Below are 21,758 nucleotides of genomic sequence, written 5' to 3' on the forward strand. Positions count from 1 at the left end.
GCAAGCGGGCTGGTGACCTCCTCGATCGGGACTTCACCGCCGAAGCTCCGAACCGAACCTGGGTCATGGACTTCACCTACGTGAGGACCTGGGCCGGGTTCGTCTACGTCGCGTTCATCCTCGACGTCTTCGCCCAGAAGATCATCGCCTGGAACATCGGCTCGACCAAGGCCGTCGAGCTGGTCGACGTTCCGCTGCGGATGGCGCTGTGGCACCGCGACCGTGAAGGCCACCCGATCGTGCCCGGCGAGCTGATCGGCCACGCCGACGCCGGCAGCCAGTACACATCGATCACGTTCACCGAGCACCTCACCGAGAAGGGCATCCGGCCCTCGATCGGGACGGTGGCTGATGCGTATGACAACGCGCTCATGGAGTGCGTGATCGGCCTGTTCAAGACCGAGTGCATCCGCACCACGGTCTTCCACACCGGCCCCTACCGGACCATCGCCGACGTCGAGTACGCCACCGCCGGATGGGTCGACTGGTACAACACCAGGCGCTTGCACGGGTCGCTTGGCATGATGACACCAACAGAGTCCGAGCAAGCCCACTACGCGGCCCTCAACCGAGAGCCGCAACCCGTATAGGAGCGGCAGCGAACCTGGGGCGGTTCAATGCGGAGGATCAAGGCTGCGGTGCACGCCGCATCGCATCGCTGAATCACAGCGCGGTTCAGCTGGCTCGTGGAAGACGGGTAGCTGGTGGGTGTGTGGGGAGGCGTCGCTTGTGGTGGCGTGGGTCGGCGCCGGGCAGGAGGCGGCCATGGCGGTCGGTGAACTCGTGGGTCGTGGGGTCGATGACGAGTGCTCCGGCATGAACCGCCCGATGGCATCTGGGACATAGCCCGATCAGGTTGGCCAGGTCGGTGGGTCCACCGCGGGACCACCAGATGATGTGATGGATATGCACCACGGGCGCCCGACATCCCGGGGACGCGCACTCGTGTCCTTGTCGGGCGAGGACCGCAGTCCGTTGCCTGGGCGTCGCCAACCGGCTACTGCGCCCGACGTCCAGGACTCCGTCCTTACCCCCGACTGCGACCGGGGTGATGTCTGCTTCGCAGATCATCTCCTGCAGCTGGCGGATGCCGATGGTCCCGAACCCCACCAACTCCCCGGCCCCGGCGTCATCCATCAACGTCGACGCGTCGATCGTCAGGGCCAGGTGGGGGCGGACCCCCTTGTCCCCGGGAAGACCATTTTCGAGCACCGAGTCGAGGAGTCGTTCCAGCCCGTCGACTCGCCGCTGGGCACTCGTGCGCGGATCATCCGCACCCTGGGGTGCCGACAGGGACTGCAACAACGTGGTGAGTTTCGCGCCGGTGGTGGAGTTGAGGAACCCATACACGTGCCAGCCGTCGGGGACGGGGTTGACCTGGATATCCTCACGGGCCATGCCATCGATCCACGCCTGATCCAGTTCATCGGGATACACCGCATCCCGCAGGGTGCGAACCACCTGACGTAGCGCGGCAGGCTCGGCCGACGCGGCGACGTCCAAGAGCTCGGGAAGCAGGTCACGGGTGTGTCCCGGTCCGACGTGGGTGACCGCATACGACAGGTGCTTCACATGCTCCAACGACATCCCACCGGCCGAAGCCAGCTCGACGGCCTCGGGGATCTGCTTCAGCGTCACCCCAGATCTGACCAGCTCGTTCGCACGCCGCGAGCTCACCCGCAACTGATCACGCAACCACGCCTTCACCGAGCTATACCCCTCACCCTCATGCTCGAGGGTCTCCGACATCTCAGCCGTCAGTTGAGCCTGGGCCGCATCGATCGCATTGCTCGTCTCTTCGAGCGCCCGTAGCGCATCGGTCGAAGGCGCGAACGCATCCAACAACGCTGCGGTGTCCCGCAGCCGCTGCGCCAGATCCCCCGAACTCATACACCTATAGTATCGAACAAGCGTTCGAACATCAAGAGATGGTGGCAGCCTTTTCCGGCGGACTGCCGGGGGTACGGAAGATGTGACTCCCTGGTGGTCATAGCAACCGCCGAGGCACATCCTTCGTCACCGCCAGATGAGGCGGCCGCCTCGGGAGGCAGCTCAGCCGCGCGGACGCCAGCGGCCGAAACCGCCCTCGCTGCTGATCGTCTGTCCGACGATCCACCGAGCCTCATCGGTCAGCAGCCACGCGATCAGCCGAGCCGGGTCGTCCGGCTCGCCGTACCGACCGAAGGGGAACATCGGTCCGACCGACCGCATCATGTCCTCGGTGAGATAACCGGTATCGACCGGCCCGGGATTGACCGTGTTGACTCGAATGCCGCGATCGGCCAGCTGGTCCGCGATGGTCGTGGTGACTCCGGCGATCGCCGCCTTGGCCGCCGCGTAGGCCACCTCGCCCGGCATCGGCCCGAGGCCCTGACCCGATGTCAGGAGGACGATCGAACCGGATGCTCCATCCTCGTGCTGCGCCGCGAAGGCCTGCGCCAACAGGATCGACGCGCGCGCGTCGACCGCCCAATGACGGTCGAGTTCGACCGCCGTGAGCTCGCCGAGAGCACCGTCCGAGCCGCTGAGCGCCTGATTGCACACCAGAGCGTCCACCCGTCCGAACTCCTCCACAGCGGCCGCGATCACGTGCTCCGGCGCACCCTCGTCCATGAGATCGGCGTGCAGGTCGGCCACCCGAGCATCCCCGACGAGGTGACCGCGCACGCCGTCGAGCATCGGACCGAGGTCATCGGAGCCCCACGGCTGCTCGTCGTCGTGTGGCGAGAAGTGGTGGCAGAAGACGCTCGCACCATAGGCCGCGAGCCGGCAGGCGAGGGCGTAGCCGATCCCCGCGCGGCGGCTGACTCCGGTGACCACCACGGACCGGCCACGTAGAGGCAGTGGCTCGCGGGCCAGTTCGCTCGTGCGCGCGGGGTGCATGAGCCCAGTAGATCAGACGGGGATCGACTACCGTCTCGAGGAATGGAGTCGCCTGTGGATGCCATCACCGAGAAGCTGATCGCGCCCGTCATCGACCATGTGCGACGGCATGATCCCGGGACGGTCGCCGGCTTCTACCTCTACGGTTCGGCGATCTCCCGGCTCCGCCCCGACAGCGATGTCGACCTGTTGCTGCTCACACGCCGCTCCCTCACCGCGGACGAGCGCGCCAATCTGATCACGCTGCTGCTGGCTCACTCCGGCTGGCCCGGCCACGCGGAGCGCTTCCCAGAAGCCGCGGACAGACGTCCGCTCGAGTTCACGAGCCTGGTCCTCGACGACATCGTTCCTCTGCTCGAATGGCCGTCGCGGGACTTCCAGTACGGCGAGTGGAAGCGCGCCGAGCTCATCGACGGAGCACTGTCACCGCCTACGAGGGACCCCGACATCGTCACGCTGCTGGCCACTGCCCACGCCGGGCATCGAGCGCTGCTCGGCCCGCCCCTGGAAGAGCTCGTCCAAGCCGTCCACCCAGACATGCTGCGCCGCGCGGTCGTCGCCAGCATCCCCGGACTGCTCGACGACCTGGACGGCGACGAGCGCAATGTCCTGCTGGCCCTCGCGCGCGCCGTGGTGACGGCCCGCGACGGCCGGATCGTGTCCAAGGACGCCGCAGCCGACCGGGTCGCCGCGCATCTCGACGGACATGACCGAGCACTGCTCGAACGGGCACGGGACGGCTATCGCGGCATCGTCGACGACGACTGGAGCAGTCTCACCGGCGAGGCCGCCTCGCTGGCGCGACGTCTGGCTGAGCTCGCGGTCGGCCTGGAAACCTAACGTTCGCGCTGGCGAAGTCCGCGATGAGTTCCGCGAGAAGCTCGGGCCGGTCCTCTGCCACGAGCGTCGCCGCGTCCTCGATGACCTCCAGCCGGGAATCGGGGTAGAGCGCCTCGAGCCGGGGGCCGTGGACGGCGGGCATCAGCCGATCCTCGGCGGCCCAGACGATCAACACCGGCTTGGTGAACGATCTCCACTGCTGCGATAGCCGGAGCAGCTCGGCACGAGACGGGTTGCCGGTCGCGAAGGCGATGAAGTCACGCCGGATGCGCCGATCCGCCATCGCCGGACGGAACCAGTCGATGATCAGCTCATCGGACAGACCGACGACCGACATACCACCGTAGCCGCGCTTCATCTGCCGGAAGACCCGCAGGCCCATCAACCGCAACAGCAGCGAGAAGCCACCAGGGATCCTGCCCGCGATGTTCATGATCTTCGCCGGACCGGGCGGGAAGTTGTCGAAGGCCTCGCAGGCCACCAGCACCAGGCCACCGATGCGGTCGGTGCGTCCGTCGTTGATGAGGAACTGACCCCCACCCCAGTCGTTCAGCACGAGCGTGACGTCGTCGAGGTCGAGCGCATCGAGGAAGTCCCCGAGGATACCGGCCACGCCACGCTGCGAGAGATCGGCACCGGGACGCATCGGCAGGCGATGACCACCGAGCGGCAAGGTGGGCGCGATGATCCTCATGCCCGGCAACAACGGGACGACCTTGCGCCAGACCCGGTGGTCCATCGGAACGCCGTGGCAGAGCACGATCACAGGGCCGTCTCCGCCGGTGTCCTCGTAAGCGAGGGGTCCGGCCTCCAGCTCGACGAACGGCATCGCTGCACCTCATCCGGTCGTTCTCTGAGTCGTCCACCATCCTCGCAGGCAACACGGCCGGCGCGGAAGGCTTCGCCCTGCAGCCACCTCGTGTTCACGCGGGCGCTGCCCGATCGTCGTCTGCCGTGCTTAGCGTCTCGCCACGTGCATCGACGACTTCTCTCCTTGACCGCCGCGACGGCTCTGGTCCTCGGGACCTCCGCCGCGGCCGCAGCCACCACTCAGTACCCCGCCGATACCGATCCGGCCGGATCGCTGACCCCGCTCGGCACCTATCACACCGGCCAGTTCGACGAGAGCGCCGCGGAGATCGTGGCCTTCCACGCCGGTACGCAGCGCACCTTCGTGGTCAACGCCTTGTCCGGCCAGATCGACGTGCTCGATGCCTCGGATCCGACTTCACCGGTCCAGGTGGGCACGATCGCGGCCCCGGAGGGGGTGGTGAACTCCCTGTCGGTACGCGAGGACGGCCTCGTGGTCGCCGCGATCGAGGCACCGACGAAGACCGATCCCGGCCACCTGCTGTTCGCCGACGCGACCACACTGCAGAACCTCGGCACCGTCGAGGTCGGCGCGCAACCCGACATGGTCAGCATCTCGCCCGACGGCGCCTACGCAGTCTCGGCCGACGAGGGCGAACCCGCCGACGACTACAGCGCCGACCCGGAGGGGACGGTCAGCGTGGTCACGCTGCCCGATGAGCTCACCGCCCCGGGGCAGGAGACCGTTCGCACCGCGACCTTCCACGACTGGGAGGAGAACGGCCCACGCGACCTGCCCGAGGAGGTCCGGATCTTCGGACCCGAGGTGAACGCCGATCGTCCCGTGTCGGCCAATCTCGAACCCGAGTACGTCGCCATCGACGGCACCACCGCCTACGTGACTCTGCAGGAGAACAACGCGATCGCGGTGGTCGACCTCATCGGCGCCCAGGTGACCGACCTCTGGCCGATGGGTTTCAAGGATCACAGCCAGCCGGGCATGGGCTTCGACGCCTCGGACCGGGACGACGCGATCGCGATCGAGCCTCAGCCGGTGCTCGGCATGTATCAACCCGACGGCATCGGTGCCTACTCCGCGGGCGGACAGACCTATCTCGTGACCGCGAACGAGGGCGACGCGAGGGAATGGGGCGACTACGCAGAAGGCGCCCGCGTCAAGAACCTCGGCAAGGACGGCCTGGCGCCGATCTGCGAGGACGCTACCGCCGCCGCGTTGACCGGCGATGCCGACCTCGGCCGCCTGAACATCACGCTGGAGAACGGCCTGCGCGAGGACGGCTCCTGCTACGAGCAGCTGTACTCCTTCGGCGGCCGGTCCTTCTCCATCTGGACCCCCGAGGGCGATCTCGTGTTCGACTCCGGCGATGAGTTCGAGCGGATCGTGGCAGAGGCGCTGCCGGAGCACTTCAATTCCAACCACTCGGAGTCGAACTTCGACGGCCGCAGCGACGACAAGGGTCCCGAGCCGGAGAACCTGGCGATCGGTCAGGTCGGCGACCGGACCTATGCCTTCATCGGCTTCGAGCGGGTCGGCGGGGTGATCGCCTACGACATCACCGACCCCACCGCACCGGAGTTCGTCCGCTACACCAATGAGCGCGACTTCTCCGTCTCGGCCGAGGAGGAGATCGACGGTGGAGCCGACCCCGCGGATGTGCTGCGACGCGCCGGCGACCTCGGACCCGAGGGGGTGGCCTTCGTGGCCGCCGCCGACTCCCCCACCGAACAGCCGCTCGTCATCACGGGCAATGAAGTCTCGGGCTCGACGACCTTCTTCGCCGTGACCACCGAAGACGAGGACGGGTCCGGTCCAGGACCGGACCCGGAGCCGACCGAGCCCACGCCCACGGAGCCGGCGCCGACTGAGCCGCCCTCTGAACCGGCGCCCACAGACGCACCGGGGACCGACCCGCCGGGAGACTCTCCCGCGAAGAAGCCCACCGGCGATCTGCCGGGCACGGGTGCCACCGTCTCGCCCTGGTGGTTCGCGCTCGGCGCCGCGCTGCTCGCCGGCGGCGGGCTCGTCACCTGGCGCCGCCTGAACGCCTGACGCTACCTCCGCGAGTGGTGCAATCCTGCCCGCGAGTGGTGCATATTCGCCCCTCGATCGTCGATTTCGGGGCGAATCTGCACCACTCGGCGAGACCCCGAGCGGGACTCGACCGGCAACGAGGGGGGTCAGGACCAAGCGGAACGCACGAGAGTGTGCACGGCGGCGGGAGCGAGGCCCGCGCTGGCCGCCAGGGCCGCCTCTCCCGCCGGTGAGTCGGCGGCGTGCAACGTGGACGGACCGAACCAGCGCGCCCAGCTCTGGGCGAACGCCTCGCGCCGATCGCGACGACGGGCGAACTCTCCGGGCACCGCGTACCAGGTGTGACCGACCGGATGGGCCCGCCCGAAGAGCACCGCCCATCCGGCTGCCGCGCCGGCGGGCGGTGCGAGCTGACGAGCGACGAGGTAGCGCGGGACGGTGATCGGAGCGAGCAGCTCCTCGAGGGCCTGCGCGAAGATCCCGTCCTCGGGCTCGTCCCGCAGTGAGAAGCGGTAGGCCCCGGTCGCGTCGACCAGGACCTCGACTCCGGCGGCACCCGGCGCGTACAGACCGCCGAGAGCGAGTGCGTCGGCGACGAGGTAGGCGTGCGCGATCAGGCCGTCGTCCCGCGCGGCCTCGCGGGCGGCGCGCCAGGGGTGCCGCCGCACCTTCTCGCCCTCGACGCCGTGCTCACCCATCCGGGCCCACGGAGGGGCCGGCTCAGCTCGGGGAGCATCGACCATCGGGACGGACGCGCCCCCGTCCGCGACGACCCGAAGGACCGTGCGGGACCGGTCCTCATAGGGCTCACCCACCCGCCAGCGCCGGCCGATCACCTCGCGGTCCTGCGCACGTACCGCCATCGCGTCGTTGATCGCCGCCAGATCAGTGAGGTCCGGCGGCACGTAGGGAGAGAACCGGGCGTCCACATGGGGTACGCCCGAGACGATCTGACCGTCATCGTCGACACCGAAGTAGCCATCGTGCTTCCGCACGAAACGCCGCCAGTCGCTGTCACCGCCGGGGTGATCGTGGGCGACGCAGACGACGCTCCAGGTGAGCGCCACCTTCCGGCTCCAGTCCGGGTCGATACGCAAGGCCCGGCCTCGGGTCTGGATGACCGCGGAGCTCGTGCTCGCCGTCGACAGATCGATCAGCGTGGTGACCTGCTGGGCGTCCCAGCCCTCGCCGAGCAGCGCTCGAGTGCCGACCAACACCTGACAGTGGCCCTCGCCGAAGAAGTCCGTGACCAGCGGCACCCACCGCCGACTCGTCCAGGGCCCGGCGAGCTCGACCAGATCAGGTGCACCCTCGATCTCCCTGGGCTCGAGCCGGCCCGCGATCTCCGGTCGCCGCGCGGCGATGAACGCCAGCAGGCGGTCGACGACGGGCGGTCGCGCAGCGACCGTGCGTCCGGTCATCAGTACCGCGTCGACGGGCGCATCAGCGAGGCCGGCCATCACCTCGAAAGCCGACCCGTGCTCGGCCGGCGCTCCTTGCAGAGCCGCCGCGGACGTCGCGCTCGCGCGTTCAAAGTCGCACACCACGACCGCCCGCAGCCGCTCCCCCAGCGCGATGTGCTCGATACCCACGATCTCGGCAGCGGCGCGCATCTTGCTCACACTCCGGCTCAGCACCCGGTCCACCCGCGACTGCGCGGGACGCGAGACCCCGCGGCGTGAGGCCTGCAGTCCGATACCGGGCAGTGCGGCCCTCAGATCGTCGATCACCGCCTCGTCCACCGGGTCCTCACTGTGCCGGAGGCAGCCGCCGACCCAGTCGTCGAGGAGCGCGGACCAGTCATCGGTCGACAACGGGACCCGGTGCTCCTCGGTGAGACGGGCACCCTCAGGGAGGGCCAGCAGACCCGCATGAACGAGGCGGAGCGCCGACCGCGCCAGCTCGGGCTCCTCCCGCGCGAAGGTGTTCCAGCCGACCGGCACCTCGCCGAATCTGCGGTCACACCACATCAGGAGCGGTGTCGTGCCGTAATCCGGGTCCAGCAGCTCGGTCGTCAGCTCGGCGAACCGTCGCGAGGAGTCGTCGAGCCAGCGGTCCTCGTCGGCATCGGGCGTGGTGAGCCACGCCAGTTCCGCGAAGGGCGCGAGATCGCCTTCGCGCACCGCGGCCGGGATCGACGCGCTGTAGACGATGTCGCCGAACAGCTCCTCCACCTGCGCCGCCTGCCGCTTCGACAGGGTGCCCGGCGGCGTGGCGGTGAGGCCGAGGACGTGCGCCTCCGGCATCTCCGCCAGCACCTCGGTGAGCAGTGCGCCCCACGTCTCCAGCAGGTGATGGCACTCGTCCAGGACGACCGTCACCGGGCCGGCGGCGTGGAGCGCGGACACCAGCGCCTTGCCGTTCTCGTGCAGTCGGTCGACGAGGGGCACTTCCTCCCCGGTCCGCTCGTCGGGGTCGAAGCTCGCGAGCGACTGGTAGGTGAGGGCGGTGAAGGGGCCGTCGAGATGGCGGGCCGTCGAGACCGGCCGTGAGTCATAGCGCTCCCAGGTCCGCGTCCACTGGCCCTGGATGGCGGTATTGGGACAGAAGACGACGGCCGGCTGCCCCAGCTCGCGGAGGAACTCCATCCCCAGCACCGTCTTGCCCGCTCCCGGAGGCAGGGAGACCCAGAGACGGCGGCGGCCCTCGCGACGTCGTTCGGTCAACGTCGCGAGGGCCTCGCGCTGGAAGCGCCGGAGCGCGTAAGGCGCCTGGCTCAGAGCTTGTAGTCCTTGAGCAGGCTGCGTCCGATGATCATCTTCTGGATATCGGACGTGCCCTCGCCGATCAGCATGAACGCCGCCTCGCGATACAGCCGCTCGATCTCGTACTCCTTGGAGTAGCCGTAGCCGCCGTGGATACGGAACGACGCCTCGACGACCTCATTGCAGTACTCGCTCGCAACCATCTTGGCCATGCCGGCCTCGACGTCCATCCGCTCGCCGGCGTCCTTGAGCCGCGCCGCCCGCACGACCATCGAATGCGCGGTCTCGACCTTGGTCGCCATCTCCGCGATCCGGAACAGCACCGCCTGATGCTGCGCGATCGGCTTGCCGAAGGTCTCGCGCTGCTGCGCGTAAGCCACACCCAGCTCGAAGGCGCGATTGGCGATGCCCACCGCGCGGGCACCGACGTTGACGCGGCCGACCTCGACCCCGTCCATCATCTGGTAGAAGCCCTTGCCGGGCTCGCCGCCGAGGACCTGATCGGCACTGATCTGGTGCTTCTCCAGGATCATCTCGGTGGTGTCGATGCCCTTGTAGCCCATCTTGTCGATCTTGCCCGGGATCGTGACCCCCTGGGCCGTCTCACCGAAGCCGGGCTCCTTCTCGATCAGGAAGGTGGTCATGTTCCGGTAGACGCTGTCGGCGCCCTCGTCGGTCTTGCACAGCACCGCGACGAGCGTCGACGAGCCGCCATTGGTCAGCCACATCTTCTGCCCGGTGATCTCATAGCCGTCGTCGACCTTCGTCGCCTTGGTGGAGACCGCCGAGACATCCGAGCCCAGTGACGGCTCGGACATGCTGAACGCGCCCCGCACCTCGCCCGTCGCCATCTTCGGCAGGTACTTCTGCTTCTGCTCCTCGGTGCCGTGCTGCATCAGCATGTACGCCACGATGAAGTGCGTGTTGATCACACCGGAGACACTCATCCAGCCGCGGGCGATCTCCTCGACCACCAGCGCATAGGTGAGCAGCGACTCGCCGAGGCCCCCGTACTCCTCGGGGATCATCAGACCGAAGATGCCCAGCTCCTTGAGCCCCTCGACGATGTCCGTCGGGTACTCGTCCTTATGCTCCAGGTCCGTCGCGACCGGCAGGATCTCCTTCTCCACGAACTGCCGTACGAGCTTGAGGATCTCCTCCTGCTCATCGGTCAGGCCTTCGGTACGGACAAGACGACCCATGGGGATCCTCCTCGGTGTCAGGTGTGATCGTCGCGACTGTACCGCGAGCGGCACCGCGAGTGACCGGCGAGTAGTGTGTTCCGCCTCACGCCTCGCCCACCTGGACCGAGATCTGCTCCCCGTTCGTCGACCACCGGAGCTCTCGGTTGACGAACGGGGAGCACATCTCGGTTCTACGCCGGTGCCGGCGGCGGCACCCGTCTGCCCTGCGCGGAGATGACGACCACCAGTCCGCCGAGGATGAGCGCGAGCCCGACATAGGTGCCCCACGGCAACGCCTCACCGAGGAAGACGGCCGCGAGCATCGCCGCGGTGGGCACTTCGAGGAGCAGCGCCAAGGAGATCACCACCGGCGTCATCACCGCCAGCAGATGGTTGATGATCGAGTGGCCGAGGAACTGCGCGCAGAGCACCACACCGGCGATCAACCACCAGTCGCGCCCCGAGATCCCCGTCAGTCTCACCCCGAGAGCCACGCAGAGCGCGGCGGTCGTCACCGAGCACACCCCGTAGACGCAGAAGGTGTACGTCGTGGTGCTCATACTCGCTCGCGCTCGACCGCCGGCCACGACGTAGAGGGCCGCGAACAGCCCTCCCGCGAGCGCCAGCGCATCGCCGATCAGCGCATCGCGCGAGACACCGAGGTCCACGCCGGTGATCGCGAGTACCCCGGCGATCGCCAGCGCGCACCCGGCGAGAACGACCGGTCCGGTGCGTGTGCCGCGGAAGGCCTCGATCACCACCACCCAGAGCACCTGCATGGAGACCAGCGCGATCGCAGCGGCCACCGAGGTCAGCTTGAGCGCGGCGATCCAGGTCGCGAAGTGTCCGGCCAGCATCACGCCGGCGAACACCACGAGTCCCCACCTCCTGCGTCCCAGGCGCATCAGGTCACGACGGCCGGCCGTCAGGGCGAAGGGCGCCAACAACACCGTGGCGGCCGCATTGCGCCAGAAGGCGATCGCCAGCGCCGGTGCCGCGATAGCCGCCATGAGCGGTCCCGAGGCCGAGACGCCGAGGATCGCCACCGCCAGCAGGAACACGCTCACGGGAACAGTCTCCCCGGCGTGCGCGGAGCACCGGATCCCGCCTCCGTCACATCGCCACCCATCGGGACCCGTGGCTAGAGTTCTACCGTGAGTACGACCACCGGACGCATCTTCCTGTCCCGCATCGTCGGGCAGGCGGTCTTCGACCCCGTGGGCGATCAGGTCGGCAAGCTCCGCGACGTCGTCCTGGCGGTCCGCACCGCCCGCCAACGGCCCCGTGTCCTGGGTCTCGTCGTCGAGATCCTGGGCCGCCGACGTGTGTTCTTGCCGATCATGCGGGTCACATCGATGGACTCCGGTCAGATCATCACCACCGGTGTCCTCAACCTGCGTCGCTTCGAGCAACGCCGCACGGAGACCCTCGCCGTCCACGAACTGTTCGACCGCACGGTCTCCTTCGGAGAAGGGCTCGAGGGCACGGTCTACGATCTCGCGATCGAGTCCGATCCGCGACGAGACTGGTACGTCTCGGATGTCGCGGTGCAGGAGAAGGGCAAGCGCTTCGGCCGACGCGGTGCGAGCCACGTACTGGAGTGGGACGAGGTGAGCGGTCTCGCCCAGGACGAGAGCGGACAGGGTGCCACGCATCTGCTCGCGACCATGGACGAGATGCGGCCCGCCGACTTCGCGAGCGCCCTGCGCGATCTCACCCCCAAGCGCCGGCTCGAGATCGTCGCCGAGCTCGGGGACGAGCGCCTGGCCGATGTCCTCGAGGAGATGCCCGACGCTTTCCAGGCCGAGATCCTGGGCGTCCTCGATCCGGATCGTGGCGCCGACGTCCTCGGCGAGATGAACCCGGACGACGCGGCCGACCTGCTCGGCGGCCTTCCCGCGAAGACCGCCGAACAACTGCTGCTGCTGATGGAGCCCGAGGACGCCGACGATGTCCGGCGACTGATGGAATACGAGGACCGCACCGCCGGCGGCATGATGACCACCGAGCCGGTCGTGCTGCTCCCGGACGCGACCATCGCCGAGGCGCTGGCGCTGATCCGCGAGCCGGAGCTCCCGCCTGCGCTGGCGGCGATGATCTATGTGTGCCGTCCACCCGTGGAGACGCCCACGGGCAGGTTCCTGGGTGTCGTGCACTTCCAGGCGCTGCTGCGAGAACCACCCTCCACCCTCGTGGGAGCGATCGTCGACAATGACATCGACTGGCCGCGCCCAGAGACCTCCCTGGCTCAGGTCTCGAGTCTGCTCGCGGCCTACGACATGGTGGCGCTCCCGGTGGTGGACGAGAACCAGCATCTGCTCGGCGCCGTGACCATCGACGACGTCCTCGACCATCTGCTGCCCGAAGGATGGCGCGAGCAGGACGACACCGCACTGGAAGGGGGCCTGATCCGATGACCGAACGAGAGCGCGCACGCCTGGACCAACCACGCGACCTGCGCCGGTCGCTGCGACCACGCCGCGACCCCGATCCCGAGCGCTTCGGTCGCTTCGCCGAGGGGGCCGCGCGATTCCTCGGCACGGCGACCTTCATCGCCTGGATGACGATGTTCATCGCGGCGTGGCTGGCGTGGAACATCCTCACGCCGCCGTCCTGGCGCTTCGACTCCTATCCCTTCATCTTCCTGACACTGATGCTGTCCTTGCAGGCCTCCTACGCTGCACCGCTGATCCTGCTCGCGCAGAACCGCCAGGAGGCGCGGGATCGGATCACCGCCGAACAGGATCGTGAGGCCGCCAGCCGGTCCCATGCCGACATGGAGTTCCTCACGCGCGAGGTCGCCAGCCTGCGACTCAGCCTCGGCGAGGTCGCGACACGCGACTTCCTGCGCGGCGAGCTCCGCTCCCTCATCGCCGAGATGAAGGAGCCCGAGGACGACGCCCCCGACACCCCGCGCTGACCAGGTACCCGTTGAGTGTGGGGGCACCTCACGCACACTCAACGGGGTGTCGGTGCGGTTTCGACGGCACGTACGATAGGAATCATGGCTGCCGTGACTGAGGACCAGGTCCGCGAGGCGCTCTCCGCCGTCAACGACCCGGAGATCAAGCGTCCCATCACCGAACTGGGGATGGTCGACACGATCACCATCACCGACGAGACGATCACCGTCCGTCTGCTGCTGACCGTCGCGGGCTGCCCCCTCAAGGACACGCTCAACCGCGACGTGACGGCCGCGGTCGCCAAAGTCGCCCCGGCGCACCTCGCCACCGTGGACATGGGCGTCATGACCGATGAGCAGCGCAAGGCCATGCAGGAGCACCTGCGCGGTGGCCGCGCCGAGCGCGAGATCCCCTTCGCCCAGCCGGGCTCGCTGACCAAGGTCTACGCCATCGCCTCCGGCAAGGGCGGCGTCGGCAAGTCCTCGGTGACCGTCAACCTGGCCCTCGCGATGGCACGCAGCGGACTCAAGGTCGGCATCGTCGATGCCGACATCTACGGCCACTCGATCCCCGACATGCTCGGGCTCGGCGACCAGCGTCCGACACAGGTCGAGGAGATGATCATGCCCGTGCCCGCGGCCGAGGGCATGAAGGTCATCAGCATCGGCATGCTCAAGCCTCGCAAGGACCAGGTCGTCGCCTGGCGCGGACCGATGCTCGACCGCGCACTCGTGCAGATGTTGGCCGATGTGTACTGGGGCGATCTGGACGCGCTGTTCCTCGATCTTCCCCCCGGCACCGGCGACATGGCCATCAGCCTCGGGCAGCATCTGCCCGGTGCGGAGGTCATCGTCGTCACCACACCCCAGCAGGCGGCCGCGCAGGTCGCTGAGCGCGCCGGCACGATGGCCTCGATGATGCACCAGCGGGTCGTCGGCGTCATCGAGAACATGTCGTATCTCCAGCTGCCGAGCGGCGAACGCATGGAGGTCTTCGGATCCGGTGGTGCCGACGAGGTCGCCACCAAGCTGAGCTCTCGTCTCGGCTACGACGTCCAGGTGCTCGGCCGGGTGCCGCTGGAGGAGAAGTTCCGCGAGGGCGGGGACTCCGGCGATCCCATCGTCGGAGCCGATCCCTCGGCCCCTTCGGCCGTCGTGCTGCAGGGCGTCGCCGATGCCCTCAGCGGTCGGCAGCGGGGGTTGGCGGGCATGCAGCTCGGGTTGTCCCCCGCCGGCCGGCTGTGACCCGCGGAGCCTGACCCGTGTTCGGGATGGGATGGCCGGAGATCGCGGTCATCCTCATCGTGGCGATGATCGTCTTCGGTCCGGACCGGTTGCCGGAGCTGGCCCGCCAGTCGGCCCGCTTCCTGCGGACCGTCAAGCAGATGGCCGACAACGCCAAAGCGGATCTGCAGCGTGAGGTCGGCGACGACTGGAAGGACCTCGACCCCCGCCAGGCGGTGCGCGAGGTCCTCGCCGAACAGGACCGCGATGCCACGCCGCCGCCGGTACCGCCCGCGCGAATCCTGCGTCCCGGAGAGATCCCCCCGTACGACGACGAAGCCACCTGACCTCGCTCACCTCCCCGCCTGCTCACCTGTTGGCGGTAGGCCATCAACCCTTCCCTCACCGGGGTGAGGTTGATGGTCTACCACTACCGGGGCGGAGGGTCACTCCTCGATGGAGGCGTCGAGGTCGGCGGCGACTCGACGCAGGACCATGCCGCAGGACTCGTCGAGCCTCTCGGTGTCTCGCAGATCGAGCATCAGCCGCGCCGTGGCGGCCTCCTCACGCATCCTATGCGCGACCTGGGCCGCCGTGCCGAAGTTGATGTGCCCGTGCAGGCGGACGACGGTGGTGTCGTCGCGGTGATCGACATCCACGACCGGCGACGAGGTCTCCGGTCGGTCGGCGAGCATGTGCAGGCCGAAGCGACGCGAGATCTCCTCCAGCGCACGCACCCCGCGCACGCTGTTGCCGAACCGGTCGAGCCGCGGGCTGAACGCCGCGACACCGAACTCCGACGGATCGACGGCGATGATGCCGCCGGAGACGCCGCTCTTGGCGGGCAGTCCGACGCGGACCGTCCACCGTCCCGACGCGTCGTACATGCCGCAGGAGGACATCACGGCCACGACATCGCGGGTCACCTCGGGCGCCAGCACCTGCTCGCCCGTCGCCGGATTGCGCCCGCCGAAAGCCAAGGTGGCCGCCATCGTGGCCACATCCTTCGCATCGACCTGTATCGAGCACTGGCGGAAATAGCTCTCGACGGCAGTGTCGACCCCGCAGTCGAAGGCCCGATAGGAGGCCAGCAGGTGCGCGATACCGCGATTGCGCTCTCCCGTCTCGGACTCCGAGGCGTAGACATCCTCGTCCACCTTCAACTCCCGGCCCGCGCATGCCGACATCAGCGTCAGCAGGCTCGAGGTCTTCTCCTCGATGGTCTCGCCGGGTGCCATCGCCGTGGTGGCGATCGCCCCCGCGTTGATCATCGGGTTGTCGGGCTTGCCGCTCCCCGGCTCGAGGCTGATGGCATTGAACGGCTCGCCGCTGGGTTCGACGCCGACCCGTTCGAGCACCTCATCGCGGCCGAGGGTCTGCAAGGCGAGAGCGAAGGCGAAGGGCTTGGAGATCGACTGGAGTGTGAAGCGGTGGCCGGCATCCCCGGCCGCATGGACGCCGCCGTGCGGTGAGACGAGCACCAAGGAGAGCGCATCGGCATCCGCTGACGCCAGTTCGGGGATGTAATTCGCGACATCGCCGGACGTGTCATCGCGAACGTCGTCGAGAACGGTGGTCAGGGCATCGACGATGGGATCATCGGTCATGCCGGCACCCGCCAAAGAAGAACCACACGATACGCGGGCACCGACATGACAACCCCCATCGTTCCCTCGCTGCGCTCGGTCATGCCGGCACCCGCCAAAGAAGAACCACACGATACGCGGGCACCGACATGACAACCCCCATCGTTCCCTCGCTGCGCTCGGTCATGCCCCCATCGTCACACGCTGACCGGACCCAGGAAGCGGGTGCGTCCCCTGCGCGGCTCGCGATGCGCGAGGGCCTCGCGCAACTGCCCGCGGCCGCGGTGGATTCGCGAGCGCACTGTGCCGAGCTTCACGCCCAGCACGTCGGAGATCTCCTCATAGCTGAGTCCTTCGACATCGCACAGGATCACCGCGACGCGGAAGTCGGCCGGCAAGGAGGAGAGCGCCGCCTCGACATCGGGGTCGAAGCCGGCATCGTGGACGATCGACTCCGGCAGGATCTCCGCGCTGGGCAGGCGTTCCTCGGCGCCGTCGAAGAAGGGATGGGTCTTCTGGCGCTGAGCCTTGCGGGCCTTATCCAGGAACAGATTGGTGGTGATGCGGTGGACCCAGCCGGCGAAGTTGCCCGGCTCGTAGGTCTCGAGGGAGTTGAACACGCGCACGAAGACGTCCTGCATGAGGTCCTCCGCGTCCTGCCGGTTGCCGGTGAGGCGGTAGGCCAGGCGGTAGACCTGCGCTGAGTGCTCCTGGACGATCGCGTCCCACTGCACGGTGTTCGACTCCATGGTTAGATCCTCGGCCCCGATGCTGAGAGCACCCCCAAAAACTCCTGACGGTTCGCCCTCAGCACTTGTGACGTTCTTCACGACCAGTCTGACACGACTATGCCCTCGCGCGCGAGTCCGTACGGCAGGACGGAAGCGGCACGCTAGGCTGAACCACGACAACGGTTCGGACGAGGAGAGCATCATCACCACCGCAGCGAGCCTGGCCTTCGCCGAAGACCTGCATCCCGAAGACGATCACCTGACCGCGGCGCGCGCCCATGGCGAACAACTCGACGCCGTCCCCGTGAGCCCCGGCGCCGGTTCGGCGCTCACCTTCCTCGCGGCCGCCGTCCACGCCAAGGCCGTCGCCGAGATCGGCACCGGCGCGGGCGTCTCAGGACTCTATCTGCTGCGGGGCATGGCGGCCGATGGAGTGCTGACCTCCGTGGACCTCGAGGCGGAGCACCAACGGCTCGCACGTGAGGCCTTCGTCGCGGCCGGGTTCCCCCCGCAGCGCTACCGGCTGATCACCGGCTCGGCCCTCGACGTGCTCCCTCGGCTCATCGACCACGGTTACGATCTGGTCCTCATCGACGGGGACAAGGTCGAGTACGGCGAGTACTTCGACGAAGCTCTCCGCCTCATCCGCCCCGGTGGCATGATCGTGTTCGACAACGCCCTGTGGCACGACCGCGTGGCGGATCCGTCCCAGCGCGATCCGCAGACCACCGCGATCCGCGAGCTCATCGCCCGAGTCCAGGCCGACGAGACACTGCGCAGCGTCGTGATCCCGCTCGGCGACGGTCTCCTCGCGGTGCAGGTCGGGGCCTGAGCCGAACCCCTCCCACGGAGAGCAAGATCACACCACGTGACGTGGTCTCGATACGCTCAGTCGCTAGCGCTCCCTCGCACTCGACCACCGAATGATCGAGATCACACCGACTCGAAGCGGGCGGCGGAGCGGAAGCCAGCCGGCCCGCGCACAACGGCCACGACCTCGAAGGGCTCGATCGTGGGGGTGACACCCAGCCGCTCGGTGGCCGGGGCCGTCGACGCCTTCGCCTCGAAATCCTGCTGGAAGGCCGCGCGAGCCTCATCGGAGACGAAGACATAGGTGCCCTCGAACCACTCGCCCTCACGGGCGCGCCAGGTCTTGAAGCGCAGGCCCTCGAGACCCGCGAACTTCGCGAAGGACTCCTCCTCCACGTAGCTGCGAAGGCCGTCGAGGGCCCGATCACCGGCGCCGGCCAGTGACCAACGGACCGAGAGTCCGAACATCCGAGCTCAGATGGCCTTGAGCTGATCGCCGAGGGTCTCGGCTTCGTCATTGGTGAGCTCGACGACCAGACGTCCGCCGCCCTCGAGCGGGACGCGCATGACGATGCAGCGTCCCTCCTTGGTGACCTCCATCGGTCCGTCGCCGGTCCGAGGCTTCATGGCCGCCATGTGTTCCCCTCTCGTCATCAACGTCCGGCGAATGCGCCGGACGTGTCGATCTATTATCGCTCATCTCGACGGCGATCGGCGATAGGGTTCGAGAAAATCAGCCGGACCCGCTGTCTCGTGGCCTGTCGTGGCTGATGCAGGGGCTATGGCGGCGTTCGGGTGCGTGCCCGGTGTCGCCAGGACCATGCCTTGGCCGCGACGGACCGCTAACGGGCCACGCAGTCCGCCAGATGGTCGTTGACCATGCCGGTGGCCTGCATGAGGGCGTAGGCGGTGGTGGGCCCGACGAAACGGAAGCCAGCGCGCTTCAGCGTGCGTGCCATGGCCGTCGACTCCTCTGTCACGGCGGGGATCTCGTCCATGTCGTGTGGCACGACCACGACCTCGGGACGGAACGACCAGAGCAGGGCGTCGAGACCTCCGTCCAACTCGTTCACCACGCGGGCATTGGCGATCGTCGCCTCGATCTTGCGCCGATTGCGCACGATGCCGGCGTCGTCCATCAGCCTCTCGACGTCCCGGTCACCGAAGCCCGCGACCGTCTCCGGGTCGAAGCCCGCGAAAGCGGCCCGGAACGCCTCGCGCTTGCGCAGGATGATCGACCAGCTCAGTCCCGACTGGAAGGCCTCGAGGCTGATCCGCTCGAACAGCGCCTGCTCACCGTGAAGCTCACGCCCCCATTCCTCGTCGTGGTAGGCCTGCATGAGCGGGTCGGAGCCCTCTGCCCAAGCGCACCGCGTCACCATCAGTCGTTCGCCACGAACCAGCGGACCGCGTCCTCGGGATCGTCGCAGAGGTGGACACGGTCCAGATCCTCCTCGGCGATCATCCCGGCGGGCAGCATCGTGTCGCGCAACCAGTCGACCAGGCCCCGCCAGTACTCCGAGCCGTAGAGCACTATCGGGAAGGTCGTGATCTTGCCGGTCTGCGAGAGGGTGAGCGCTTCGAAGAGCTCGTCCATCGTTCCGAAGCCGCCGGGCATGACGATGTAGCCCTGGGAGTACTTGACGAACATCGTCTTGCGCACGAAGAAGTACCGGAAGTTGATGCCGATATCGACCCAGTCGTTGAGGGTCTGCTCGTGGGGCAGCTCGATGCCGAGACCGACCGAGACGCCGCCGCATTCGCTCGCGCCGCGATTGGCGGCCTCCATGATGCCCGGGCCTCCCCCAGTGATGACGCCATAGCCCGCCGCGCACAGGCCCTCGGCGATGCGTCGAGCGGCGTCGTACATGGGATCCTCGGGCGAGGTGCGCGCCGAGCCGAAGATCGCGACGGAGGCGCCCAGCTCCGCGAGACCGCCGAATCCCTCGACGAACTCCGACTGGATCCGCATGACGCGCCACGGGTCGGTATGGAGCCAGTCGTGCGGGCCACGATGATCCAGCAGGCGCTGATCGGTCGTGGACTCGGGCACCGCGTCACGGCGCAGGCGCATGGGGCCGCGTCGCCACTCCGCGGGTCGCTGCTTGCTCATGGGGTCAACCACCTCGTCAATCGTTCGTGGACCGTGCGCAGATGCTCCACGGGGACGTGCTCATCGGCCTTGTGCGCGAAGGAAGGGTCGCCGGGACCGTAGTTGACGGCGGGAACTCCCAGCACAGTGAACTTCGCGACATCGGTCCAGCCGTACTTGGGGCCGACCTCGCCGCCGACGGCCTCGACGAAGTCCGCCGCGGCCGGCCGGTCGAGCCCGGGGAGGGCACCGGGGGCGCTGTCGGTCACCGTCAGCCCGAAACCCTCGAAGACCTCCTGCAGATGGGTGAACGCGTCATCCTCGCTGCGATCGGGCGCGAAACGGAAGTTCACCGTGACGACGGCTTCGTCGGGGATGACGTTGCCGCTCACTCCCCCACTGATGCCGACCGCGTTGAGCCCCTCGCGATAGACCAGGCCGTCGATCTCGACCTCACGCGGCGCATAGGAGGCCAGGGTGTCGAGCACCGGAGCGAGCGCGTGGATGGCATTGCTGCCCATCCACCAACGCGCCGAATGCGATCGCTCGCCCACCGTGCGGATGTCGACGCGCATCGTGCCCTGGCATCCGGCCTCGACACCGGCATTCGACGGTTCCATGAGGATAGCGAAGTCGCCCGCGAGCCATTCGGGATGTTCGCGGGCGAGCCGTCCGAGCCCGTTGTGCACAGCGGCGATCTCCTCGGCCTCGTAGAAGACGAAGGTGATGTCGCGGACCGGCTCGGTGAGCTGTGCAGCGAGCTTCAGCGCGATCGCGACGCCGCCCTTCATGTCGCAGGTGCCGAGGCCCCACAGCGTGTCGCCCTCCAGGCGCGACGGAAGGTTCCCGTTCTCCGGCACGGTGTCAAGATGCCCGGCGATGACGACGCGCTCGCTGCGGCCCAGTGACGTGGAGGCGACGATCGAGTGACCATCACGTTCCACGCGCAGATGTGGAAGCGCTCGCAGGGCCTGCTCGACCGCGTCGGCGATCTCCGCCTCGTGCAGGCTCTCGGAGGCGATGTCGACGAGCGCCGCGGTGAGGTCGACGACGTCCAGGGACAGGTCCAGTTCAGGCACGTGACCACCCTAGAGGCTCCCACCGTCAGCGGTGGTAGACCATCGACCTCACCTCATGGGTGGCGGTAGCTCATCAACCCGCGGGTAGGGGTAGGCCATCAACCTCATCGACCGGTCATAACGTTGAGGATCTACCGCCCACGAGGCGGTGAGGTTGAGGATCTACCGCCCACCTCGTCGTCAGCGCTGGAAGACGCAGAACTCGTTGCCCTCGGGATCGGCCATGACGGTCCACTCCAGATCGTCGCCGCGTGGCCGCAGGACCCGGCCTCCGCGCTCGACGATGTCCTCGACACAGGCTCCGTCCCGCAGCCAGACGTCCCAGTGGACACGGTTCTTGACGGTCTTGGGCTCGGGGACCGGCACGAAGTCGAAGGACTCGACCGGGGCGCCGGGGATGTCGTCGAGATAGGTGTAGCCGTCGTCGTGGCCGAGGGTGCCGCCCCAGAGCTCCTGCCACCAGGTCGCGATCGCGGCGTGATCGACGGCGTCGACCACGATGTCCTTCAGTCCCTCCGTGCGCTCCGGGACGACGAAGACGCAGAGCTCCCCGCCCTCGGGATCGGCGTAGACGGTCCACGCGAACTCGCCCTCCCCGCTGAGCCGGGGCGTGTCCTCGAAGGCCGAGAGATCGTGGGAGACGAGGTCGAGGTGGACCCGATGCTTGGCCGCCTTGGGCTCCGGCACGGCGTTGATCCAGATCGTCTGCTCGGGCCGCGCGCCGCGCAGCACCCCATCGCCGTCGGCGAGCACCTCGAGATCGAGCAACAGGCGCGGGGACCACCAGCGCCCCAGGGCGAGCGGGTCGACCGCATCGACCACGAGGTCCTTGAACGCGACGAGAGGTGCCATGGCCCCA

At 68.2% G+C, this 21,758-nt stretch carries 22 protein-coding genes; 8 read left to right on the forward strand and 14 right to left on the reverse strand.

The window, feature by feature from the left end; all coding sequences use genetic code 11:
- A partial coding sequence (locus FNM00_RS15395; protein WP_143914438.1) for an IS3 family transposase occupies window positions 1–590 on the forward strand: 590 nt, incomplete at its 5' end.
- An 85-nt stretch (window positions 591–675) separates the two neighbouring features.
- Here the strand turns inward: FNM00_RS15395 and FNM00_RS15400 are convergent.
- Together FNM00_RS15400 and FNM00_RS15405 are read right to left on the reverse strand one after the other, a co-directional pair.
- On the reverse strand, window positions 676–1,890 hold the full coding sequence (locus tag FNM00_RS15400) for an HNH endonuclease (RefSeq protein WP_185973180.1): 1,215 nt from the start codon (window positions 1,888–1,890) through the stop codon (window positions 676–678).
- Window positions 1,891–2,052: 162 nt separating this feature from the next.
- The gene (locus tag FNM00_RS15405) at window positions 2,053–2,883 is read right to left on the reverse strand and encodes an SDR family oxidoreductase (protein ID WP_143914440.1); all 831 of its coding nucleotides are present in this window, start codon (window positions 2,881–2,883) and stop codon (window positions 2,053–2,055) included.
- A 42-nt stretch (window positions 2,884–2,925) separates the two neighbouring features.
- On the opposite strand from FNM00_RS15405, the gene FNM00_RS15410 reads away from it, so the two are divergent.
- Window positions 2,926–3,723 carry an aminoglycoside adenylyltransferase domain-containing protein gene (locus tag FNM00_RS15410; RefSeq protein ID WP_143914441.1) on the forward strand — a complete coding sequence of 266 codons (798 nt, stop codon included), beginning with the start codon at window positions 2,926–2,928 and terminating at the stop codon, window positions 3,721–3,723.
- Here FNM00_RS15410 and FNM00_RS15415 read toward each other — a convergent pair.
- Window positions 3,659–4,552, reverse strand: a complete 894-nt coding sequence (locus tag FNM00_RS15415; protein ID WP_185973181.1) for an alpha/beta fold hydrolase — start codon at window positions 4,550–4,552, stop codon at window positions 3,659–3,661. The genes FNM00_RS15410 and FNM00_RS15415 overlap by 65 nt on opposite strands.
- A gap of 144 nt (window positions 4,553–4,696) precedes the next feature.
- Between FNM00_RS15415 and FNM00_RS15420 the strand changes: the two genes are divergently transcribed.
- Entirely contained in the window at window positions 4,697–6,604 is a 1,908-nt protein-coding gene (locus FNM00_RS15420; RefSeq protein WP_143914442.1) for a choice-of-anchor I family protein, read from the forward strand.
- A gap of 128 nt (window positions 6,605–6,732) precedes the next feature.
- On the opposite strand, the gene FNM00_RS15425 is transcribed toward FNM00_RS15420, so the two are convergent.
- The 3 genes from FNM00_RS15425 to FNM00_RS15435 all read right to left on the reverse strand — a co-directional run bounded on the left by FNM00_RS15425 (window position 6,733) and on the right by FNM00_RS15435 (window position 11,542).
- Window positions 6,733–9,306: a DEAD/DEAH box helicase family protein gene (locus FNM00_RS15425; RefSeq protein ID WP_281281134.1), complete on the reverse strand. Its 2,574-nt coding sequence runs from the start codon at window positions 9,304–9,306 to the stop codon at window positions 6,733–6,735.
- Window positions 9,303–10,493, reverse strand: a complete 1,191-nt coding sequence (locus FNM00_RS15430; protein ID WP_143914444.1) for an acyl-CoA dehydrogenase family protein — start codon at window positions 10,491–10,493, stop codon at window positions 9,303–9,305. Before FNM00_RS15430 ends, FNM00_RS15425 begins: the two co-directional genes overlap by 4 nt.
- Before the next feature lie 173 nt (window positions 10,494–10,666).
- Window positions 10,667–11,542 (reverse strand): DMT family transporter, encoded by an 876-nt coding sequence (locus FNM00_RS15435; protein WP_143914445.1) that lies wholly within the window; start codon window positions 11,540–11,542, stop codon window positions 10,667–10,669.
- Window positions 11,543–11,629: 87 nt separating this feature from the next.
- On the opposite strand from FNM00_RS15435, the gene FNM00_RS15440 reads away from it, so the two are divergent.
- The 4 genes from FNM00_RS15440 to tatB all read left to right on the forward strand — a co-directional run bounded on the left by FNM00_RS15440 (window position 11,630) and on the right by tatB (window position 14,948).
- Window positions 11,630–12,892, forward strand: a complete 1,263-nt coding sequence (locus FNM00_RS15440; protein WP_185973182.1) for a magnesium transporter MgtE N-terminal domain-containing protein — start codon at window positions 11,630–11,632, stop codon at window positions 12,890–12,892.
- Window positions 12,889–13,395, forward strand: coding sequence for a DUF1003 domain-containing protein (locus tag FNM00_RS15445; RefSeq protein ID WP_143914446.1), 507 nt, complete (start codon window positions 12,889–12,891; stop codon window positions 13,393–13,395). The genes FNM00_RS15440 and FNM00_RS15445 overlap by 4 nt, the downstream gene beginning before the upstream one ends.
- Window positions 13,396–13,479: 84 nt before the next feature.
- Window positions 13,480–14,622, forward strand: a complete 1,143-nt coding sequence (locus FNM00_RS15450) for an Mrp/NBP35 family ATP-binding protein (protein ID WP_143914447.1) — start codon at window positions 13,480–13,482, stop codon at window positions 14,620–14,622.
- Between the two features lie 26 nt (window positions 14,623–14,648).
- The gene (tatB, locus tag FNM00_RS15455) at window positions 14,649–14,948 is read left to right on the forward strand and encodes a Sec-independent protein translocase protein TatB (protein ID WP_240190764.1); all 300 of its coding nucleotides are present in this window, start codon (window positions 14,649–14,651) and stop codon (window positions 14,946–14,948) included.
- A 99-nt stretch (window positions 14,949–15,047) separates the two neighbouring features.
- On the opposite strand, the gene glsA is transcribed toward tatB, so the two are convergent.
- A complete protein-coding gene (glsA, locus tag FNM00_RS15460) occupies window positions 15,048–16,208 on the reverse strand; it encodes a glutaminase A (RefSeq protein WP_143914449.1) in 1,161 nt (386 codons plus the stop codon).
- A 176-nt stretch (window positions 16,209–16,384) separates the two neighbouring features.
- On the reverse strand, window positions 16,385–16,936 hold the full coding sequence (gene sigE / locus FNM00_RS15465; protein WP_143914450.1) for an RNA polymerase sigma factor SigE: 552 nt from the start codon (window positions 16,934–16,936) through the stop codon (window positions 16,385–16,387).
- A gap of 19 nt (window positions 16,937–16,955) precedes the next feature.
- On the opposite strand from sigE, the gene FNM00_RS15470 reads away from it, so the two are divergent.
- Complete coding sequence (locus FNM00_RS15470; protein ID WP_143914451.1) at window positions 16,956–17,750, forward strand: O-methyltransferase; 795 nt, start codon at window positions 16,956–16,958, stop codon at window positions 17,748–17,750.
- 101 nt (window positions 17,751–17,851) lie between these two features.
- Here the strand turns inward: FNM00_RS15470 and FNM00_RS15475 are convergent, their stop codons facing one another.
- The 6 genes from FNM00_RS15475 to FNM00_RS15500 all read right to left on the reverse strand — a co-directional run bounded on the left by FNM00_RS15475 (window position 17,852) and on the right by FNM00_RS15500 (window position 21,751).
- Window positions 17,852–18,196, reverse strand: a complete 345-nt coding sequence (locus FNM00_RS15475) for a hypothetical protein (RefSeq protein ID WP_143914452.1) — start codon at window positions 18,194–18,196, stop codon at window positions 17,852–17,854.
- Window positions 18,197–18,202: 6 nt separating this feature from the next.
- Window positions 18,203–18,364, reverse strand: a complete 162-nt coding sequence (locus FNM00_RS15480; RefSeq protein WP_170931393.1) for a DUF3117 domain-containing protein — start codon at window positions 18,362–18,364, stop codon at window positions 18,203–18,205.
- A gap of 206 nt (window positions 18,365–18,570) precedes the next feature.
- Window positions 18,571–19,068, reverse strand: coding sequence for a DNA-3-methyladenine glycosylase I (locus tag FNM00_RS15485; RefSeq protein WP_281281133.1), 498 nt, complete (start codon window positions 19,066–19,068; stop codon window positions 18,571–18,573).
- A gap of 41 nt (window positions 19,069–19,109) precedes the next feature.
- Window positions 19,110–19,841, reverse strand: a complete 732-nt coding sequence (locus FNM00_RS15490; protein ID WP_143914454.1) for an LOG family protein — start codon at window positions 19,839–19,841, stop codon at window positions 19,110–19,112.
- On the reverse strand, window positions 19,838–20,899 hold the full coding sequence (dapE, locus tag FNM00_RS15495; protein WP_143914455.1) for a succinyl-diaminopimelate desuccinylase: 1,062 nt from the start codon (window positions 20,897–20,899) through the stop codon (window positions 19,838–19,840). The genes FNM00_RS15490 and dapE overlap by 4 nt, the downstream gene beginning before the upstream one ends.
- A gap of 180 nt (window positions 20,900–21,079) precedes the next feature.
- On the reverse strand, window positions 21,080–21,751 hold the full coding sequence (locus tag FNM00_RS15500) for a VOC family protein (RefSeq protein WP_143914456.1): 672 nt from the start codon (window positions 21,749–21,751) through the stop codon (window positions 21,080–21,082).
- Window positions 21,752–21,758: the final 7 nt, after the last annotated feature.

Source organism: Aeromicrobium piscarium (assembly GCF_007421815.1).
Classification (GTDB): Bacteria; Actinomycetota; Actinomycetes; order Propionibacteriales; family Nocardioidaceae; genus Aeromicrobium; species Aeromicrobium piscarium.

Bases quoted from the DNA above. Each gene is read 5' to 3' on its own strand.
- FNM00_RS15485 (WP_281281133.1), bottom strand. From the start codon at position 19,068: ATGCAGGCCTACCACGACGAGGAATGGGGGCGTGAGCTTCACGGTGAG.
- sigE (WP_143914450.1), bottom strand. From the start codon at position 16,936: ATGGAGTCGAACACCGTGCAGTGGGACGCGATCGTCCAGGAGCACTCA.
- FNM00_RS15400 (WP_185973180.1), bottom strand. From the start codon at position 1,890: ATGAGTTCGGGGGATCTGGCGCAGCGGCTGCGGGACACCGCAGCGTTG.
- FNM00_RS15450 (WP_143914447.1), top strand. From the start codon at position 13,480: ATGGCTGCCGTGACTGAGGACCAGGTCCGCGAGGCGCTCTCCGCCGTC.
- FNM00_RS15415 (WP_185973181.1), bottom strand. From the start codon at position 4,552: ATGCCGTTCGTCGAGCTGGAGGCCGGACCCCTCGCTTACGAGGACACC.
- tatB (WP_240190764.1), top strand. From the start codon at position 14,649: ATGGGATGGCCGGAGATCGCGGTCATCCTCATCGTGGCGATGATCGTC.
- FNM00_RS15405 (WP_143914440.1), bottom strand. From the start codon at position 2,883: ATGCACCCCGCGCGCACGAGCGAACTGGCCCGCGAGCCACTGCCTCTA.
- FNM00_RS15430 (WP_143914444.1), bottom strand. From the start codon at position 10,493: ATGGGTCGTCTTGTCCGTACCGAAGGCCTGACCGATGAGCAGGAGGAG.
- FNM00_RS15480 (WP_170931393.1), bottom strand. From the start codon at position 18,364: ATGGCGGCCATGAAGCCTCGGACCGGCGACGGACCGATGGAGGTCACC.
- glsA (WP_143914449.1), bottom strand. From the start codon at position 16,208: ATGACCGATGATCCCATCGTCGATGCCCTGACCACCGTTCTCGACGAC.
- FNM00_RS15410 (WP_143914441.1), top strand. From the start codon at position 2,926: ATGGAGTCGCCTGTGGATGCCATCACCGAGAAGCTGATCGCGCCCGTC.
- FNM00_RS15490 (WP_143914454.1), bottom strand. From the start codon at position 19,841: ATGAGCAAGCAGCGACCCGCGGAGTGGCGACGCGGCCCCATGCGCCTG.
- FNM00_RS15470 (WP_143914451.1), top strand. From the start codon at position 16,956: ATGCTGAGAGCACCCCCAAAAACTCCTGACGGTTCGCCCTCAGCACTT.
- FNM00_RS15500 (WP_143914456.1), bottom strand. From the start codon at position 21,751: ATGGCACCTCTCGTCGCGTTCAAGGACCTCGTGGTCGATGCGGTCGAC.
- FNM00_RS15475 (WP_143914452.1), bottom strand. From the start codon at position 18,196: ATGTTCGGACTCTCGGTCCGTTGGTCACTGGCCGGCGCCGGTGATCGG.
- FNM00_RS15445 (WP_143914446.1), top strand. From the start codon at position 12,889: ATGACCGAACGAGAGCGCGCACGCCTGGACCAACCACGCGACCTGCGC.